Here is a 15,776-nt window from a genome sequence, read left to right as displayed (position 1 = left end):
TGGATTCGGCATACATTGTAAAAGGTATAAATGGGGAGGAACAATGTATGCTAGCTTATTTTCGCCAAAATTTTGCTAGTTATTTTCGGGCAAATTTAGTGGCTTATTTTTTCACGATATTGATTCTAATTATTGGAGTGGTAGTGGGAGCACTGGCGGTTAAAACATTGCCGGCTGAACAAAAGACAGAGTTAATTAGTTATCTACGAATATTTTTTAACGGGTTAATTCAAAATTCCAACGGAATAGGTGATATGTCTTTGGCGCTGGGAACAGTACTATTTAATAACGCCAAAACGATTGCCCTCATGTGGATATTAGGCTTTACTATCGTAGGGATTCCTTTTGTTTTGTTTATTTTGTTTATCCGCGGATTTATTATTGGGTTTACCGTCGGCTTTCTGGTCAATGAGTATATCATGAAAGGGTTTTTATTTGCCCTAGTTTCTGTTTTGCCGCATAATTTTTTTGCCGTTCCGGCTATATTGGTAACAAGTGTTTCTGCTACTACATTTTCTCTTATGTTAGTTAAGCGTAAAACTCATATAAAAAGTAACTTGCTGTATGAATCTTTGGCATATTCGTTTTTATGCGCACTAATGCTGCTGCTAATGATTATCGCTGCATTAGTGGAGGTATACATTTCCCCGGTATTTATGAAATTGGTCGCCGGTTTACTCGTAAAAGGATAATTGGAGCAGGGGCTGCATTTGATTGCAGTCCTATTTATTCTGTCTAGAAAATAGATTTCATAGTTTTTGTGTGAATAAACCGGTGGATAGGTGAATAGGTATGATATTAAGTTAAGCATATGAAAGCGGGGTGGGTAGATGGTATTTATATTTTCATGGCATCGGCTGCTAAAAAAGATTAAACTTTACATAAAAATAATATTATTAGCTATGATAATTTTTTACATTTTACCCAAACTGCTTACTTTATTTTGGCATACACAAACTCCTGATATTAAGATTCGCGACCAAAATCTGCTGGAGAAACCCTTGCGGGTATTTATAGGTTGGTTGACATGATAATTTTAAACTTTACAAAAAAAATGCAAAAATTAATATTTTTTGACAGGTAAAGAAAGGAAATATATAACTTAATGTGGAATTAAAATTAGATAAAGTCTTATGTGTCTGTACAAGGCATTATAATGACTTTATGACCGGAATTCCGGGAAAAGGGTGGTAAATATGGAAAGCTATGTTAATGAATTTATTAACTATCTCGCAGTTGAGCGTGGGTTAGCCCAAAATACCTTAGAATCATATGGTAGAGACTTGCGTCAATTTCAAACATATTTACAAAATAGTCAGATGGAAATTTTGAAGGATTCCAATCGTAACACCATCCTTGCTTATTTGACAAATCTCCAATCTAAAGGACGAGCTGTTTCCACGATATCACGTAATCTTGCTGCTATTAAATCCTTCTATCAATATTTAGTAAGGGAACGCTATTTAGATAAAGATCCGGCGGCAAATTTAGAATCTCCCAAGCTGGAGAAAAAACTGCCAAAAATTCTTTCTATTGCTGAAGTAGAAGAGCTTTTAAAGCAGCCGAATGGGTCTATGCCGGCGGGAATGCGGGATAAAGCAATGCTGGAATTGTTATATGCTACTGGCATTCGGGTGTCGGAGTTAATTTCCCTCAATATTTCAGATGTAAATCTGGATATGGGATATATAAAATGTTATGGTAAAGGGGCAAAGGAGCGGATTGTTCCACTTGGCTCAATTGCTGTTAAATGTGTTCAGGAATATATCCATAAAGGCAGAACAAAGTTAGTACGCACCTATGAAGAAGCGGCACTGTTTGTCAATCATCACGGCAATCGGCTAACCAGACAAGGCTTCTGGAAAATTATAAAAAAATATGCCCAGGAAGCGAATATTACGAAAGATATTACGCCGCATACACTTCGCCATTCTTTTGCCGCCCATCTGCTGGAAAATGGGGCCGACCTCCGTTCCGTCCAAGAAATGCTGGGGCATGCGGATATATCCACCACTCAGATTTATACACATGTGACGAAAAATCATTTAAAAGAAGTATATGATAAGGCGCATCCGCGTGCATAACATAATCTGATTACTGAGAAAATTTTTACAAGGGTTACTCCCGGAAATAGCAGGTGATGATGATGCGAATGGTCAACCTTATCCGTAAAAAGCGGGAAGGATTATCGCATACTCCCGCAGAACTCGAATATATTATTTCTGCATATACCAAGGATGAAATCCCGGATTATCAAATGGCTGCCTGGCTGATGGCGACATTTCTGCAAGGCATGAATCGGGAGGAAACGGCTGCTCTAACTATAGCCATGGCCCGATCCGGTGAAATGGTTGATTTAAGTTCCATTGCCGGAATTAAGATTGATAAGCACAGTACCGGCGGTGTTGCCGATACGACAACGTTGATTGTAGCACCGTTAGTGGCTGCAGCCGGTGTGCCTGTTGCTAAAATGTCCGGACGTGGTTTGGGATTTACTGGCGGTACAATTGATAAACTGGAATCTATTCCGGGTTTTCGTACTCAACTTGACAAAAATGAATTCCTTGATGCTGTAAAAAAACATAGTTTGGCGATTACCGGACAAGGTCCGGCCATTGCTCCCGCCGATGGCAAAATCTATGCTTTGCGGGATGTGACTTCAACGGTGGAGAGCATTCCGTTGATTGCTTCTTCAATTATGAGTAAAAAAATCGCGGCAGGTGCCGATAAAATTTTGCTGGATGTAAAAGTTGGCAGCGGTGCATTCATGAAAAACTTGCCTGTTGCCATTGAACTGGCCCGAACGATGGTTGATATTGGCATCCTAGTGGGACGGGAAACCAAGGCAGTGCTTACCAGTATGGAAGAACCGCTTGGACTGGCGGTCGGCAACAGTTTAGAGGTTAAGGAAGCTATTGATGTTCTTACCGGTCATGGTCCGGAAGAACTGCGCCGCGTTTCCTTGCTGTTAGGTGCGCATATGTTGGTTTTGGCCGGAGAAGCGCCGAATATAATAGTAGCTAACAAACTGCTTCTTGAGCTGATAGAAAATCAGAAAGCGCTTGATAAGTTTCAAGAATTTATTGTTTCGCAGGGTGGAAACCCGAAACTCATAACAAAAAAAGAATTGCTGCCTGAAGCCGCATTTAAAATAGATGTTAAAAGTGAGCAGGAGGGTTATATTCAACATATTGATACAGCCCAAATTGGTTACTCTGCTATGGTATTAGGGGCTGGTCGGGAATACAAAGGACAGCGGATTGATTTAGCGGCCGGAATTATTATGCGCTGCCGTATCGGTGATTTTATACGAGCAGGTCAGCCGCTCGCGGTTATTCATACGAATGATCTTGTTAAAGGTCAGGAAAGCAGACAGCGAATTCTCAAAGCAATTACCTGTTCAAGTATTCATTGTGAAAAACCAAAGCTGATTTTAGGAACGGTAGATAATGACGGATTTAAAGAATACGTTAGTTAGACTGGCTTCGGCCAGTCTTTTTGTTTGGACTTTCCAGTGTAATCATTTTATATATTGGATACCATAAAAAAAATGATGAAAGGAGCGTGTTTCTATATGTGCCAATTGCGTCGTATTGCCATCCTGTTTTATATTGTATTCGTCTCAATACTAGTGATTTGTGTTGGTGATCACAAGGAAGGTTTCGCAGCTTCACTGGATACCGTGGCTCAATCCGCAGTCTTGATGGATGCGAATGGAACTGTTCTATATGAAAAAAATTCTCACAAACGGCTGCCGCCAGCCAGTGTAACCAAGTCAATGACGCTGCTTATGGCGGTTGAGGCAGTGGAGCAGGGAAAAATTAAATTGACCGATGAGGTTTCTACCAGCGAAAATGCCTGGCATCAGGGCGGTTCGCAAATTTGGTTGGAACCGGGAGAACAAATGACAGTACAAGAGTTGTTAGTAGCGGTTTCAGTCGTAAGTGCAAACGATGCGGCAGTGGCAATTATGGAACACATCTATGGCAGCGAGCAGGCTGCAGTGGAGGCTATGAATAAGCGGGCAGAAAGTTTAGAGCTAAAGGATACCCATTTTGCAAATGTAAACGGATTACCAACCGCTGACCATTACATGAGTGCTTATGATACCGCTGTCATCACCCAGGAAGCCGTCCGACATCCTTTATACTTGGAATTATGCAGTATAAAAGAGTATTGGCTAAGAGGAGGAAAGAATTGGCTGGTGAATACCAACAAGCTGCTTTGGTGGTACAAAGGAGCCGATGGATTGAAAACCGGCTGGACGGAAGAAGCAAAATACTGTTTTGCCGGAACAGCAAAACGGGATGGATTGCGGCTTATTGCTGTTGTATTTGCTACACCGGAGCCGCGGTCGCATTTACGGGAAAGTATGAAACTGATGGATTGGGGATTTGCAAATTACTCAGCGGTTCCAATAGTGGAGGAAGGTGCTGTCGTTGAAAGATTAAAGGTAAATAAAGGAATGGAACAAGAGGTACAATTGGTTGCTGCCCGGGATTTAAACCTATTAGTTGGTAAGGGACAAACTAAAAATATACAGAAAAAGATAGCGGTTCGTTCGGCTATTACGGCGCCGGTAGAACAAGGACAAAAATGCGGTGAACTGCTGGCTATTAAAGATGGTAAAGAACTTGGTAAGGTAGATCTCATTGCAGAAAAACCGATCGAAAAAGCCGGTTTTATAAAAATATTCCAAAATATGATCTCGAGTTTATTTACATTGTCCCGATAATATAAGCAAAAACAGGCGCAGAAAAAAAGCTGCGCTTTTTTTATACCATAAGAAGGAAAAATTTTCCTATTGGCGAATAATATAGAAAAGACGAGGAGGGACTCGAATTGCAAATTAGGACTTTGTTAAAACAAGGTGTTTTAATAGTGAGAGTGGAAGGCGAATTGGATATGCATTCTGCGGATGAATTTCGCCGAACAGTCGACCAAAATTTGGATACCAGTGGAGCAAAAAATATACTATTAAGTTTAGCCGGAGTAACCTTTATTGACAGTTCGGGGCTCGGTGTAATTTTAGGGCGTTACAAACGGATCAGTTTGCGAGGAGGACAAATACTGGCCGCTCATATTCAGCCTCAAGTGGCAAAAATTTTCGAGTTGTCCGGGCTTTTTAAAATTATGAAGTTATACCCATCCGAAACAGAAGCGTTAGCGTGTTTATAAGGAGGACAGTATGGTAAAAAATCAGCTTAAAATGTCTTTCCAAAGCTTAAGCGAAAATGTAGGCATTGCCAGAGTGACGGCGGCGGCCTTCGCAGCGCAGGTAGAACTGACGCTAAGCGAGATTGAAGAAATAAAAGTAGCTGTATCGGAAGCTGTTTCTAATGCAGTCATTCATGGCTATGGAAATGATTTGGGCATTATCAAACTTAATATGACTTTATTGGAAAATAGAATTGAGTATAGCATTGTAGATTACGGTAAGGGAATTCAAGATATCGAACTGGCGCGCCAGCCTTCCTATTCCAGTGATCCGGAACGCATGGGACTGGGATTTGTTTTTATGGAATCATTTATGGATGAGTTGAAGATTCAATCTAAATTAGATGCCGGCACAACTGTTACCATGGTGAAAGTTATTAATTCCAAAATAGAAATTGAGCATTAGGTGGGATGCCCATGCTTGGAGATGAAGCGTTAAAAGAGCTGATAACCAGAGCGCAGGCTGGCAGTCAAAAAGCTAAAGAAGAAATAATCAAATGTAATTTTAATTTGGTACGAAGTATAGTTCATCGGTTTAGCAATCGAGGTTATGAATGGGATGATTTATTTCAGATTGGTAGTATTGGGTTAATGAAAGCAGTAGAACGATTTGATTTGAAATATAGCGTAAAATTCTCCACTTATGCTGTCCCGATGATAATTGGCGAGATTCGCCGCTATATACGCGATGATAATCCGATAAAGGTAAGCCGCCCGGTCAAAGAGTTGGCTTACCGGGTACATCGCACTCAGGAAAAATTGCAGGGAATATTGGGGAGAGAACCGACTATAATCGAAGTAGCAAAAGAACTGGCATTAGCGCCTCAGGAAATTGTTTCAGCGCTGGAAGCAATCCAACCTCCGGCATCCTTATATGATCATGCTTTTCACGATGACGGCGGCGATCCTATACTTCTTTTAGACCAGATAAAATGCCCTGATGGGCAGGATAATTCTTATATTGAGAGATTGGCTTTAAAAGAAATTTTATTCCGCCTGCCGGATAAAGAACGGATTATTATTCAACTGCGTTTTTTTGAAGATAAAACTCAGTCGGAGATTGCCAGCTTACTTGGTTTGTCCCAAGTACAAGTATCACGAATCGAAAAACAGGCTCTCAAAAAGATAAGGCAATTTTGGGTGACCTCCTAATTCACATTTCGGGGTCTATTTTTTTTTGCCTTAATGGGCATAATAAGCGGCAAAGAGGTGAGCGTGAATTGAATAAAAAAATAGTTATTGCAGCTTTGACGCTAAGTGTAATCCTTACCGTCAGCACGCTTGCCTGGGTATATTACAGCGATGAGCGGCCTAAAAAATCTCCCGTACGTGCCAAGCAGGTTTATAATATTCAGAAGCTTCCGGTTACTATTTTCAGCGGTATTGTTTGCTAGTATTTTTTATAAAAAATTGTACACATTATAAACGAGTCCACATCATATGATAAGGAGGATATAATTATGGTTGTAAAAGTTATTGAATTGGTGGGAACATCACGTCATAATTGGACTGATGCGGTAGACAGTGCCGTTATCGAAGCAAGTAAAACGATTGATGATATACTCGGGGTTGAAGTAACTAACTTCACGGCAAATATTGATAATGGACATATAGCCGAATATAAAGCCGATGTAAAAGTTGCGTTTCATGTTCATTAATGAACCGGAATCTAGTAGAGAGCGTCTAACCAAGACGCTCTTTTTCTCTTATGGTGAATTATTTGTTATTACAGTGGTCAAAATAAAATAGCGGGCCGCTATAATACCGGAGCTGTTTTGAAAGGTAGGGAAAAATTTGTTGCAAGGTTATATACTGGCATTCATCATTGGTGGATTAATCTGTGTCATTGGTCAATTGCTTATGGACTTAACTCCTTTGACCCCAGCCCATGTACTTGTTTTATTTGTTGTTGTCGGTGGAATATTGAGTGGATTTGGCTTATATCAGCCACTAGTTGATTTAGCCGGTGCCGGGGCGACTGTACCGCTGCTTGGATTTGGGCATTCCCTGGTGTCAGGAACAATTGAAGATATAAACAAATTTGGCTTTTGGGGGCTGTTTAGCGGCGCACTGCGGGCAACATCGGTTGGCATTATGGCAGCTGTAGTATTCGGTTTTATCATGTCTGTATTATTTAATCCCAAAGGTTGACTGTATGGTAACGATTGATGTCGTTGGGCTGCTATTGACAATATGTTTAACTGGACTGCGCTATCCGCATTTCGTAATGATTGCAGCATTAATCCAGGAAGCAGGTGAGGTTTTAATGACTATTTTTATGCATGGCCAAATTAACTCTCTGGTTGCAGCAGGAGCATTTGGCATGGCTGCGGTCATGAGTCCGGATGGTGTGATGATCGGACAATTAATTGTTTTGGGTGGAACATTGGCAAATTTTATTGTTAGCTCTATTTCCGGTGGAGTCGAATTGGAAAAAGCAAAGGATGTTTTGAATCCGCTGTCAGTTTTGCAGTATCCTTTTGCTGTAGTAAATTTACGGGTTGCTGTAATTTCATTCACAGTAAATGCGTGGTATTTTTTTTCTAGCGGAGGAGTGGGATGATGATCAGACGAAATTCACGGCGGACTATGAATTTCTTTAACCGGCCAACAAATGAAACGGAAGAACATGGTGGAAAATCCAGTGTAAGTGACCAAAAGGCGCAAGTTGCCGAATCGAATCCAGCCGCTTCGTGCAACGCAGAAACAATGATTGCCGATATAGCACAAGGGTTTGTTCAGGCTCAGGCAAAAATCACCGAGGATAGCCTTAAAACAGCGGATAATCAAGAAATAATATGTCTGCTGCAAAAATTGAATAGTCAGTTGGAAAAATTTCAGCAAACAGCTACTCAACAAGCAATAACTTCGAATAGCAAAAGTAATTTACAGCAAGGGGTTATGGAATCATCCGATCAACCCCAGAAGCAATCACAGAAGCAGACAAAGTCTCAAGAAAATACCGTAGCGGTGCAAACAGCACCACAGGTCTTGGCTCAAGCCCAGTTTGAATTGGCCAATGAATTGGAAGCCAGTTTGCAAAAACTAAAACAGGTTATTAGTGAAAGTGAAAAAATAGCCAATAAAATCAGTAATTTATTGGGTGAGGAGAATCAATCCTCAAATTTGGGAGGTGAATAATGTTGCCGGATAAAGTACGGGTTATTATGATAACCGACGGCGATAGAGTTGCGCAGCATGTTGTTGAAGATATAGCAACATCTTTAGGATTACGCTGTATTTCCGCCTCTGCCGGTAACCCAACGCCGATAAGCGGTGATGAAATCGTTAAATTATTGAAAACTGTACATCATGATCCGGTATTAGTGATGTTTGATGACCGGGGGCGAAAGGACAAGGGCAAAGGAGAAGCAGCCATGGAGTATGTAGCATCTCATCCTGATATTAACGTATTGGGAGTAGTCGCGGTTGCTTCTAATACTACCGGCATTGATGGTGTGGAAGCCGATGCCTGTATTGACTGCTGCGGTGATGTAGTTGACGTTGCAGTAGACAAAAACGGAGAGTCTAAACAAAAGTGTGGTGACAAGCTGCTCATTAAAGGCGATACGGTAGATGTCTTAAATAACGTGGATGTGCCGGTGATCATTGGAGTTGGAGATATTGGTAAAATGGATAGGGCTGATGATATAACCCGGGGGGCGCCGATAACGCGCCGAGCAATTGAGGAAGTGTTGAAACGGAGTGGCATTGAATATGACGGCAGAGCAGAAGATTGACAAGGATTTAGATAAAAATATTAATTATCTTAAGGGCTTACTAGGAGTAGGTGAAAGTTTTGATATTGTTTTTCGCGAATACAAGATAGGACGCAAACGAGCCGCATCGTTTTCAATAAATGGTATGACCAATGATGTTTTATTGACCAACGTTTTTCAAGACATGATGATTCTGCACCAAGAAGAAATATCGGTAAATACACTGCAGAAATTATTTTATACCCGGGCTACTCACTCTCAGGTTAAATTAATGAGTAACTTAAATGACGCTGTGACGAGTTTGCTATCAGGGGAGCTTCTGTTTCTGATAGATGGCGAAACTCAGCTGATCGTATTCGATGCCAGAGCTTATCCGGCCAGAACTCCGGCTGAATCAAATATCGAAAAAGTAACCCGTGGTTCACGGGATTCCTTTGTTGAAACATTGCCCTTCAATACTGCTCTAATTCGTCGCCGGTTGCGGGATCCGAATCTGCGGTTTGAAATTGTGAAAGTTGGAACTCGGTCGCAAACCGACATTGCTGTTTGTTATATAAAAGACATAACGAATTCTCATCTTATCGACATGGTCAAAAAACGTTTAAATGATATTAATATTGATGGGGTTCCCATGGCGGAAAAGGCAATTGAAGAATATATTGTCGGCGGCAATAAGTGGAACCCGCTGCCGAAGGTACGTTATACCGAACGGCCTGATGTAGCTGCGGTACATTTACTGGAAGGACACCTTTGCCTGGTTGTGGATACTTCGCCCAATATTATGATTTTGCCCACTACTCTGTGGCATCATGTGCAGCATGTGGAAGAATTTCACCAAAATGTACTTATTGGTTCTTATCTCCGGCTAGTGCGATTGTTGGGAGTACTGCTTTCGTTAGTACTGCCTCCGTTATGGCTAGCTGTTGTGCTGCAGCGTCATTTGTTACCAGAAGCATTGGCTTTTTTAGGACCGAAGGATCCTGGAATTATTCCTATTGGTTTGCAGTTTATCTTAGCCGAATTTGGCGTAGAATTAGTCCGTATGGCGACTGTTCATGTTCCGGCTGCTCAATCTACCGCCCTTGGCTTTATCGGCGCATTCATGCTGGGTGAGTTTGCAACAAAAGTTGGTTTGTTTGGCAATGAAACTATTTTTTATACTGCAGTAGCTGCAGTGGGAGCTTTTGCGACTCCGAGTGTGGAGTTTTCCATGGCAATACGATTATTTCGCGGTATACTCTTACTATTAGTTATGTTTTTTAAACTACCCGGATTCCTAGTTGGTTTAGTGGGAATTTTTTTAATTATGCTGTTTACTAGGTCGTTTGGTGTTCCCTATTTATGGCCGGCATTACCTTTTAATTTTAGTGCGCTAAAAGACGTATTACTAAGGCTGCCAATTCCCACGAAAGTTCTTCGCCCGGCAGTATTAAAACCTCAGGATAAAGATCGGCTGAAAGATCAACCCGATGATAGCAGGGAAAAATAAAATCGAGGTAAATAAAGAATCCCGTTTCAGCGGGATTCTTTATTTACCTCGATAAAACTCTCTGATTCGCCCCATGCTCTCATTTATATTGGCTGCCTGATCCTCAAACGCTCCTTTGTTTTCGGCGTTTACCGCATCTTTTATTTGTTTAATTGAGACATGGGTTTTGGTAATTTCGTTTAAAATGCCCACTTTTTCCATGCTGGGTTTTACTTGTCCCCAAGTATCATCCAACTCTTTTGCTTTGGATGCTGCTTTAGACCAATTCCTATCTTCCACATAAAAGCTTACATTGCGAACTGCATTTCCTACGGCAATAATATCCGACAACGGGGAAAGTTTATAAGATTTGCCGATTTCACTGATACTTCCCATAAATCTATTGAGATTTTCATAGACTTCTGGTGCTCTTTTTTCTGTAACTGATGCTGATAATTTTTGCAGCGCTTCATCGGCCTCTTTCGCTCCTTTTTTTTCACCAATCAAAAGTCTGGTTTCTAGCCAGGTAGTCTGTAACGTGCTTAATCCTTTTTCCACCTGTGGCCATTGTTCGGTCCTGAGCCCGTCAAATATTACACCTGCAGTTGCTTCCAAGTCATATAATTCTTCCGGTGGAGACCAAAACCTTTCGGCAAAGGGGGGATTCGGTTTTGCGCTTATCGGGTCGCCGGTAGGACCGACCTCTGGTTTTTTAGCCGGGGTCAACATACTGCATCCGCTGGATAACAGCGATAGAATGAGACAGGCTATACCCCAATATTGAATTTTTCTCTTCCAAGTTGACACGCTCTCTCCTCCTTTATCACTATCTTTTGTTGCGCTGATAGAATTTATTCTAGTTCCGGCTGTACCAGGGGATGTTGTAATAAAAAAAATACAGACTGCGGCCAATTTTGTTTTTTTACAGTTTTCTAGTATAATGAGGATACGGTTCTTGCACAGGGCCTTGGATTGTGCCAAAATGGGAAATGTGGGTTGTTTTGAAGTAAAGGAGGCAACAAAGTGTTTGGTTTTGATCCGGACATGATTTTCCGTATTCCGGCTTTATTAATTGCATTGACAGTACATGAATATGCTCATGCCAGAGCTGCGGTGCGGCTTGGCGATCCAACACCCCGGGTTTTGGGCAGGCTGACACTGAATCCAATCGCTCATCTTGATCCTTTAGGATTGATTATGTTATGGTTGTTTAAATTTGGCTGGGCAAAACCCGTTCCGGTAAACCCTAACAATTTTCACAACACACGCAACGGAATGCTGCTGGTTTCTTTAGCCGGACCGGCTTCTAATGTGCTGATGGCGCTATTAGTGGCGTTGCTGTTAGGGATAATGAGCAAACTGCATATGTCTGTGGGATTTTGGTCGAATGTTTTGGCCTTAACCCGAGACTATAACATTATTTTGGCAGTTTTTAATTTGGTACCGCTGCCTCCCCTTGACGGTTCAAAAATTCTAATGAGTTTATTGCCCGGGCGCCAGGCATATGCACTGCAGCGCTTGGAGCCTTATGGGCCGTTTATCCTTATGGCGTTAGTTTATGTCGGTATCATCGGTGCTATCCTGTATCCGTTTGAATACGGGTTGTATTATATTATTAATAAAATTATTATGATAATTTTCTAGTTGGAGGAGATCGCAATGAGTAAGGGACGAATTTTTAGTGGTATGCAGCCATCAGGAAGATTTCATCTGGGCAATTATTTAGGTGCGCTGGAAAACTGGGTAAAGCTTCAGCATGAATATGAATGCTTTTTTTCTATTGTGGATTGGCATGCTTTAACATCTTCATTTGATAACACCAGCAAGATACCCGAAAATATTCATAATATGGCTTTGGATTGGCTCAGCGCAGGACTGGATCCGGAACGCAATGTAATTTTTGTTCAATCCCAGGTGAAAGAACATGCCGAATTGCATCTTTTATTATCCATGATTACGCCTTTGTCTTGGCTGGAACGTGTACCCACCTATAAAGACAAGCTGCAGCAACTGGGAAGTCAAGGCAAGGACATTAATACCTATGGCTTTTTAGGATATCCCGAACTTATGACTGCTGATATTATTTTGTATAAGGCAGATACCGTGCCGGTAGGTGAGGATCAAATTCCCCATCTGGAATTGACCAGAGAAATACTCAGACGGTTTAATAACCTATATCAGCCGATATTCCCTGAACCAAAGCCTTTTCTGAGCCAGGCACCTTTGCTGCCGGGTATTGATGGACGAAAAATGAGCAAATCTTATGGTAATGAAATTCCTTTTGCTGCCAGTCCTGATGAGTTGAGGGGCCGAGTGCGTTTGATGGTAACCGATCCTCAACGGGTGAAAAAGACTGATCCGGGACATCCTGATATTTGTACCGTGTATGCCTTTCATAAAATTTTTAGCAAAGAAGATTTGGACAACGTTACCAGTTGCTGCACGCAGGCGGAAATCGGCTGCGTTGAATGCAAGAAACGTCTGGCAGAAAAAATGGTGACAGATTTAGCCGACATACATAACCGCCGCAAGGCATTGGCAGCGAAGCCGCAGCGAGTGCAGGAAATTCTGGTCTATGGCGCCGAGCGGGCCCGCAAGGTGGCAAGTCGAACGATGGAAGAAGTACGCCGGGCGATGAATTTGTCCTGAGATGGCAGCGTATAAGGTGAAACTGGAAATTTTTGAAGGTCCCATGGATCTGCTGATGCATTTAATTGAAAAAGATGAATTAGATATTTATGATATACCTATTGCTAAAATTACCGAACAATATTTAGATTATCTGCAAGCGCTGAAAGAATTCAATATCGATATTGCCAGCGAATTTTTAGTCATGGCAGCAACTTTGCTGCAGATAAAATCGAGGATACTGCTGCCTAACCCGGTGGAGAACGCAGCCTTGGACGATGAAGCAGGTGACCCGCGGCAGGAATTGATCGACAGGCTTCTGGAATATCGGAAATTTAAGCAAATGGCAGGCGTAATGGAAGAAATGGCGAAAAATCACCGACGGTATTTTTCTCGTTTGCCACAAATATTTGCTGAGCAGGTTTTATTACCGGAAGGATTAAAGCTAGACGATTTGCTGGCAGCTTTTGCTGCTGTATGGGAAAGCAAAGAGCCTTCCTCTGCGTTGGTGGATCATGATGAATTTAGTGTCCAGGATAAGATGTACGATATTCTTCATCTGTTGCGGCAGAATGATGGTTCGGTTGAATTTAGCCGGGTTTTCATCAGAGCGGGAACGCGGTCGGAAATGATTGTTTCTTTTCTAGCGCTGTTAGAGTTGATGCGGCTGACACGGGTGAACATTCGTCAGGAAAAGAGTTTTGCTCCTATCTATCTTATGTTGAGGAGGTAGTATGCCCAATGTTTTATGCGCACCTGAAGGGGCATATTGAAGCCTTGTTATTCGCTCATGGGGACCCCATGACAGCCGGAAAAATCGCACAGATACTTTCGATTGAGGAAGAGCATGTTCAACTATTATTGGCTCAGCTTATGGAAGATATGTCCGATAGTTGCCGGGGACTGACTATTATTGAAATTGCCGGTGGATATCAGCTATGTACAAAACCAGAGTTATCATCTACGGTGGAAAAGCTGGCTCATATTCAGGAAACGCGGCTTTCTTCTGCCGCCATGGAAACGTTGGCTATTATTGCCTTTAAGCAGCCGGTCACTAAACAGGAGATAGAAAACATTCGCGGCGTAAAAATTGAAAAATTACTGGCGATGCTGGTCGATCGTCATTTGGTAAAGGAAGTTGGCCGCAAAGAGGCGATTGGCCGGCCCATTCTATACGGAACTACAGATGATTTCTTACTTTGCTTTGGCCTGAAAAGTCTTAATGATTTACCGCCGTTAGCTAAATTCCTTGAAGGACAGCCCTAATCGGGCTGTCCTTCTTTGTATAGGGGGAGCATTTTAGGTTCACAATAGGGGAGATTAGTATAACGCAGAAACACAGGGGTAAATATGGAGAACTGGTTGATTGCTATTTCCGCGAATCTTACACTCACCTATCTGCTTTCCCGGCTTGTAATTTATATTGATATCCGGTATCGGCTGCAGGATAAGGATGATAATATAATGATATCGGTATGCCTATTTCATAATATGACACTGTATCGTATGGTCGTCCCGGTCGTTAAATTGACTAAGGAAAGTATGATCATTTGGCCGGAATCAAAAGTAAAAGTAGCGGATGAGGAAGAAAATAGTCAAATTCACCGGGAAAATAGATTTATTTTAAATGCTTTTAAAATTTATCTTACTCATCCTAAAAAATTTGATGAGGTAATTTGTTTCCTGCGACATTATACCCGTATATACCAGCGGTTTATTAATAAAATATTATCTTTTCTTCATTGTGAACGGCTTTGCTGGAAAACAATTTTCGGCTCAGAAGATGCTGCTGTAACTGGTATGATGGTTGGTGCGTTGGGGCTGATGGAAAAATTTTTAATTACAGTCATGAAATGCCGCATCGAATTTTTGCAAAAACCGGTGGTTACGGTTATTCCTGTATTTGACCGACGACAGCTTGAGATCGACTTCCAATGTATATTCAGTATCCGTTTGGGAAATGTTATAAAGGCGATGAGTTGTTTATTTTTACCCAAAAGAAAGGAAAAGGGGTGCAGCTAATGGGGGAACATCCGATTCAGGGGCTAATGAAAACTGCCATGGAAAGTATAAAAGATATGGTGGATGTTAATACCATTGTAGGCGATGCGGTCGAAACAACAGATGGCACAGTTATATTGCCGATTTCACGGGTTAGCTTTGGCTTTGCTGCCGGGGGAGGCGACTATGAGCCGCAAGAAATCCAGGAGGCGGAAGTTGCACATTCTTTTGGCGGCGGCAGTGGTGCCGGGGTAAGTGTTAAGCCTGTGGGATTTTTGGTTTGTTCACCGACAAATGGCGTACGGTTTATGCCTGTGGAAGGCAACGCCGTGTATGACCGGATTCTTGATTTAATACCACAAGCATTAAGCAAATTGCAAGAAATGTGTAAGCAGCAGCACGCTGAAGATGAACTTGATGAACTTGCTGAAACGGCAAAAACTCAATGACAAGCAGTGTAAAATACCGACAACATAAACAGGAAAGTTTGTAATCCAGATATTTCCTGTATGATTCATTCTCTTAAAAGTGTTACACTATAGCTGAGGTGATCATGTGAAAAGATTGGATTTTTATTTATTGTATATGACCGCGGCAGTTATTATTGCAAAGGTTGGCGAGAAGAGTATCATTTATTACTTTTAACTAGAATTTTCCTATTTGAATTAAAAAAGTATCACCTTATGTCGAATAGTTTAGAGCTTTCGGGCTCTTTTTTTTACCCGAAAAATTGGCTGACATTC

21 protein-coding genes are annotated in these 15,776 nt (G+C 41.6%); 20 read left to right on the top strand and 1 reads right to left on the bottom strand.

The genetic code is table 11. From position 1 onward, the window contains the following. The first annotated feature begins 47 nt into the window (after positions 1-47). The 14 genes from spoIIM (at position 48) to ABFC84_07175 (ending at position 10,425) form a co-directional block, all read left to right on the top strand. Positions 48-692 carry a stage II sporulation protein M gene (gene spoIIM / locus ABFC84_07240; GenBank protein MEN6412542.1) on the top strand — a complete coding sequence of 215 codons (645 nt, stop codon included), beginning with the start codon at positions 48-50 and terminating at the stop codon, positions 690-692. Between the two features lie 504 nt (positions 693-1,196). After that, positions 1,197-2,084 (top strand): site-specific tyrosine recombinase XerD, encoded by an 888-nt coding sequence (xerD, locus tag ABFC84_07235; GenBank protein MEN6412541.1) that lies wholly within the window; start codon positions 1,197-1,199, stop codon positions 2,082-2,084. Between the two features lie 62 nt (positions 2,085-2,146). Next, positions 2,147-3,478, top strand: coding sequence for a thymidine phosphorylase (locus tag ABFC84_07230; protein MEN6412540.1), 1,332 nt, complete (start codon positions 2,147-2,149; stop codon positions 3,476-3,478). 96 nt (positions 3,479-3,574) lie between these two features. Continuing rightward, a complete protein-coding gene (locus ABFC84_07225) occupies positions 3,575-4,735 on the top strand; it encodes a D-alanyl-D-alanine carboxypeptidase family protein (protein MEN6412539.1) in 1,161 nt (386 codons plus the stop codon). A gap of 107 nt (positions 4,736-4,842) precedes the next feature. Beyond that, entirely contained in the window at positions 4,843-5,178 is a 336-nt protein-coding gene (spoIIAA, locus tag ABFC84_07220) for an anti-sigma F factor antagonist (GenBank protein ID MEN6412538.1), read from the top strand. A gap of 10 nt (positions 5,179-5,188) precedes the next feature. Further along, positions 5,189-5,623, top strand: a complete 435-nt coding sequence (gene spoIIAB / locus ABFC84_07215) for an anti-sigma F factor (GenBank protein MEN6412537.1) — start codon at positions 5,189-5,191, stop codon at positions 5,621-5,623. Positions 5,624-5,634: 11 nt separating this feature from the next. Continuing rightward, the gene (locus tag ABFC84_07210; GenBank protein MEN6412536.1) at positions 5,635-6,369 is read left to right on the top strand and encodes a SigF/SigG family RNA polymerase sporulation sigma factor; all 735 of its coding nucleotides are present in this window, start codon (positions 5,635-5,637) and stop codon (positions 6,367-6,369) included. Between the two features lie 68 nt (positions 6,370-6,437). Next, a complete protein-coding gene (locus tag ABFC84_07205; GenBank protein ID MEN6412535.1) occupies positions 6,438-6,611 on the top strand; it encodes a hypothetical protein in 174 nt (57 codons plus the stop codon). Between the two features lie 66 nt (positions 6,612-6,677). After that, positions 6,678-6,875, top strand: a complete 198-nt coding sequence (locus tag ABFC84_07200) for a dodecin family protein (GenBank protein MEN6412534.1) — start codon at positions 6,678-6,680, stop codon at positions 6,873-6,875. Positions 6,876-7,011: 136 nt separating this feature from the next. Continuing rightward, positions 7,012-7,368 (top strand): stage V sporulation protein AE, encoded by a 357-nt coding sequence (gene spoVAE, locus ABFC84_07195; GenBank protein MEN6412533.1) that lies wholly within the window; start codon positions 7,012-7,014, stop codon positions 7,366-7,368. 4 nt (positions 7,369-7,372) lie between these two features. After that, a complete protein-coding gene (locus ABFC84_07190; protein MEN6412532.1) occupies positions 7,373-7,780 on the top strand; it encodes a hypothetical protein in 408 nt (135 codons plus the stop codon). Continuing rightward, positions 7,777-8,358: a hypothetical protein gene (locus ABFC84_07185; GenBank protein MEN6412531.1), complete on the top strand. Its 582-nt coding sequence runs from the start codon at positions 7,777-7,779 to the stop codon at positions 8,356-8,358. The genes ABFC84_07190 and ABFC84_07185 overlap by 4 nt, the downstream gene beginning before the upstream one ends. Then, positions 8,358-8,957: a stage V sporulation protein AE gene (locus ABFC84_07180; GenBank protein MEN6412530.1), complete on the top strand. Its 600-nt coding sequence runs from the start codon at positions 8,358-8,360 to the stop codon at positions 8,955-8,957. The genes ABFC84_07185 and ABFC84_07180 overlap by 1 nt, the downstream gene beginning before the upstream one ends. Continuing rightward, a complete protein-coding gene (locus ABFC84_07175; protein ID MEN6412529.1) occupies positions 8,923-10,425 on the top strand; it encodes a spore germination protein in 1,503 nt (500 codons plus the stop codon). The genes ABFC84_07180 and ABFC84_07175 overlap by 35 nt, the downstream gene beginning before the upstream one ends. A gap of 39 nt (positions 10,426-10,464) precedes the next feature. Here ABFC84_07175 and ABFC84_07170 read toward each other — a convergent pair whose 3' ends face one another. Further along, on the bottom strand, positions 10,465-11,385 hold the full coding sequence (locus tag ABFC84_07170; GenBank protein ID MEN6412528.1) for a DUF4363 family protein: 921 nt from the start codon (positions 11,383-11,385) through the stop codon (positions 10,465-10,467). A 42-nt stretch (positions 11,386-11,427) separates the two neighbouring features. Between ABFC84_07170 and ABFC84_07165 the strand changes: the two genes are divergently transcribed. The 6 genes from ABFC84_07165 to ytfJ all read left to right on the top strand — a co-directional run bounded on the left by ABFC84_07165 (position 11,428) and on the right by ytfJ (position 15,482). Beyond that, the gene (locus ABFC84_07165; GenBank protein ID MEN6412527.1) at positions 11,428-12,048 is read left to right on the top strand and encodes a site-2 protease family protein; all 621 of its coding nucleotides are present in this window, start codon (positions 11,428-11,430) and stop codon (positions 12,046-12,048) included. Positions 12,049-12,063: 15 nt separating this feature from the next. Further along, complete coding sequence (gene trpS / locus ABFC84_07160) at positions 12,064-13,053, top strand: tryptophan--tRNA ligase (GenBank protein MEN6412526.1); 990 nt, start codon at positions 12,064-12,066, stop codon at positions 13,051-13,053. A gap of 1 nt (position 13,054) precedes the next feature. Then, positions 13,055-13,765 carry a segregation/condensation protein A gene (locus ABFC84_07155; protein ID MEN6412525.1) on the top strand — a complete coding sequence of 237 codons (711 nt, stop codon included), beginning with the start codon at positions 13,055-13,057 and terminating at the stop codon, positions 13,763-13,765. Positions 13,766-13,773: 8 nt separating this feature from the next. Then, positions 13,774-14,298: an SMC-Scp complex subunit ScpB gene (gene scpB, locus ABFC84_07150; protein MEN6412524.1), complete on the top strand. Its 525-nt coding sequence runs from the start codon at positions 13,774-13,776 to the stop codon at positions 14,296-14,298. Between the two features lie 84 nt (positions 14,299-14,382). Next, positions 14,383-15,054: a DUF2953 domain-containing protein gene (locus ABFC84_07145; GenBank protein ID MEN6412523.1), complete on the top strand. Its 672-nt coding sequence runs from the start codon at positions 14,383-14,385 to the stop codon at positions 15,052-15,054. After that, entirely contained in the window at positions 15,054-15,482 is a 429-nt protein-coding gene (gene ytfJ / locus ABFC84_07140; GenBank protein ID MEN6412522.1) for a GerW family sporulation protein, read from the top strand. The genes ABFC84_07145 and ytfJ overlap by 1 nt, the downstream gene beginning before the upstream one ends. Positions 15,483-15,776: the final 294 nt, after the last annotated feature.

The sequence above is a fragment of the Veillonellales bacterium genome (assembly GCA_039680175.1).
Classification (GTDB): domain Bacteria; phylum Bacillota; class Negativicutes; order JAAYSF01; family JAAYSF01; genus JBDKTO01.
The sequence above is the reverse complement of the archived record's forward strand: the minus strand, read 5'-3'. Positions and strand labels throughout refer to the sequence as shown.

Excerpts from the sequence above, each read along its gene's own strand:
- ABFC84_07155 (MEN6412525.1), top strand. The coding sequence starts at position 13,055 with ATGGCAGCGTATAAGGTGAAACTGGAAATTTTTGAAGGTCCCATGGAT.
- trpS (MEN6412526.1), top strand. The coding sequence starts at position 12,064 with ATGAGTAAGGGACGAATTTTTAGTGGTATGCAGCCATCAGGAAGATTT.
- ABFC84_07145 (MEN6412523.1), top strand. The coding sequence starts at position 14,383 with ATGGAGAACTGGTTGATTGCTATTTCCGCGAATCTTACACTCACCTAT.
- ABFC84_07200 (MEN6412534.1), top strand. The coding sequence starts at position 6,678 with ATGGTTGTAAAAGTTATTGAATTGGTGGGAACATCACGTCATAATTGG.
- ytfJ (MEN6412522.1), top strand. The coding sequence starts at position 15,054 with ATGGGGGAACATCCGATTCAGGGGCTAATGAAAACTGCCATGGAAAGT.
- ABFC84_07180 (MEN6412530.1), top strand. The coding sequence starts at position 8,358 with ATGTTGCCGGATAAAGTACGGGTTATTATGATAACCGACGGCGATAGA.
- ABFC84_07190 (MEN6412532.1), top strand. The coding sequence starts at position 7,373 with ATGGTAACGATTGATGTCGTTGGGCTGCTATTGACAATATGTTTAACT.
- xerD (MEN6412541.1), top strand. The coding sequence starts at position 1,197 with ATGGAAAGCTATGTTAATGAATTTATTAACTATCTCGCAGTTGAGCGT.
- spoIIM (MEN6412542.1), top strand. The coding sequence starts at position 48 with ATGCTAGCTTATTTTCGCCAAAATTTTGCTAGTTATTTTCGGGCAAAT.
- scpB (MEN6412524.1), top strand. The coding sequence starts at position 13,774 with ATGTTTTATGCGCACCTGAAGGGGCATATTGAAGCCTTGTTATTCGCT.
- ABFC84_07210 (MEN6412536.1), top strand. The coding sequence starts at position 5,635 with ATGCTTGGAGATGAAGCGTTAAAAGAGCTGATAACCAGAGCGCAGGCT.
- ABFC84_07225 (MEN6412539.1), top strand. The coding sequence starts at position 3,575 with ATGTGCCAATTGCGTCGTATTGCCATCCTGTTTTATATTGTATTCGTC.
- spoIIAB (MEN6412537.1), top strand. The coding sequence starts at position 5,189 with ATGGTAAAAAATCAGCTTAAAATGTCTTTCCAAAGCTTAAGCGAAAAT.
- ABFC84_07185 (MEN6412531.1), top strand. The coding sequence starts at position 7,777 with ATGATGATCAGACGAAATTCACGGCGGACTATGAATTTCTTTAACCGG.
- ABFC84_07230 (MEN6412540.1), top strand. The coding sequence starts at position 2,147 with ATGCGAATGGTCAACCTTATCCGTAAAAAGCGGGAAGGATTATCGCAT.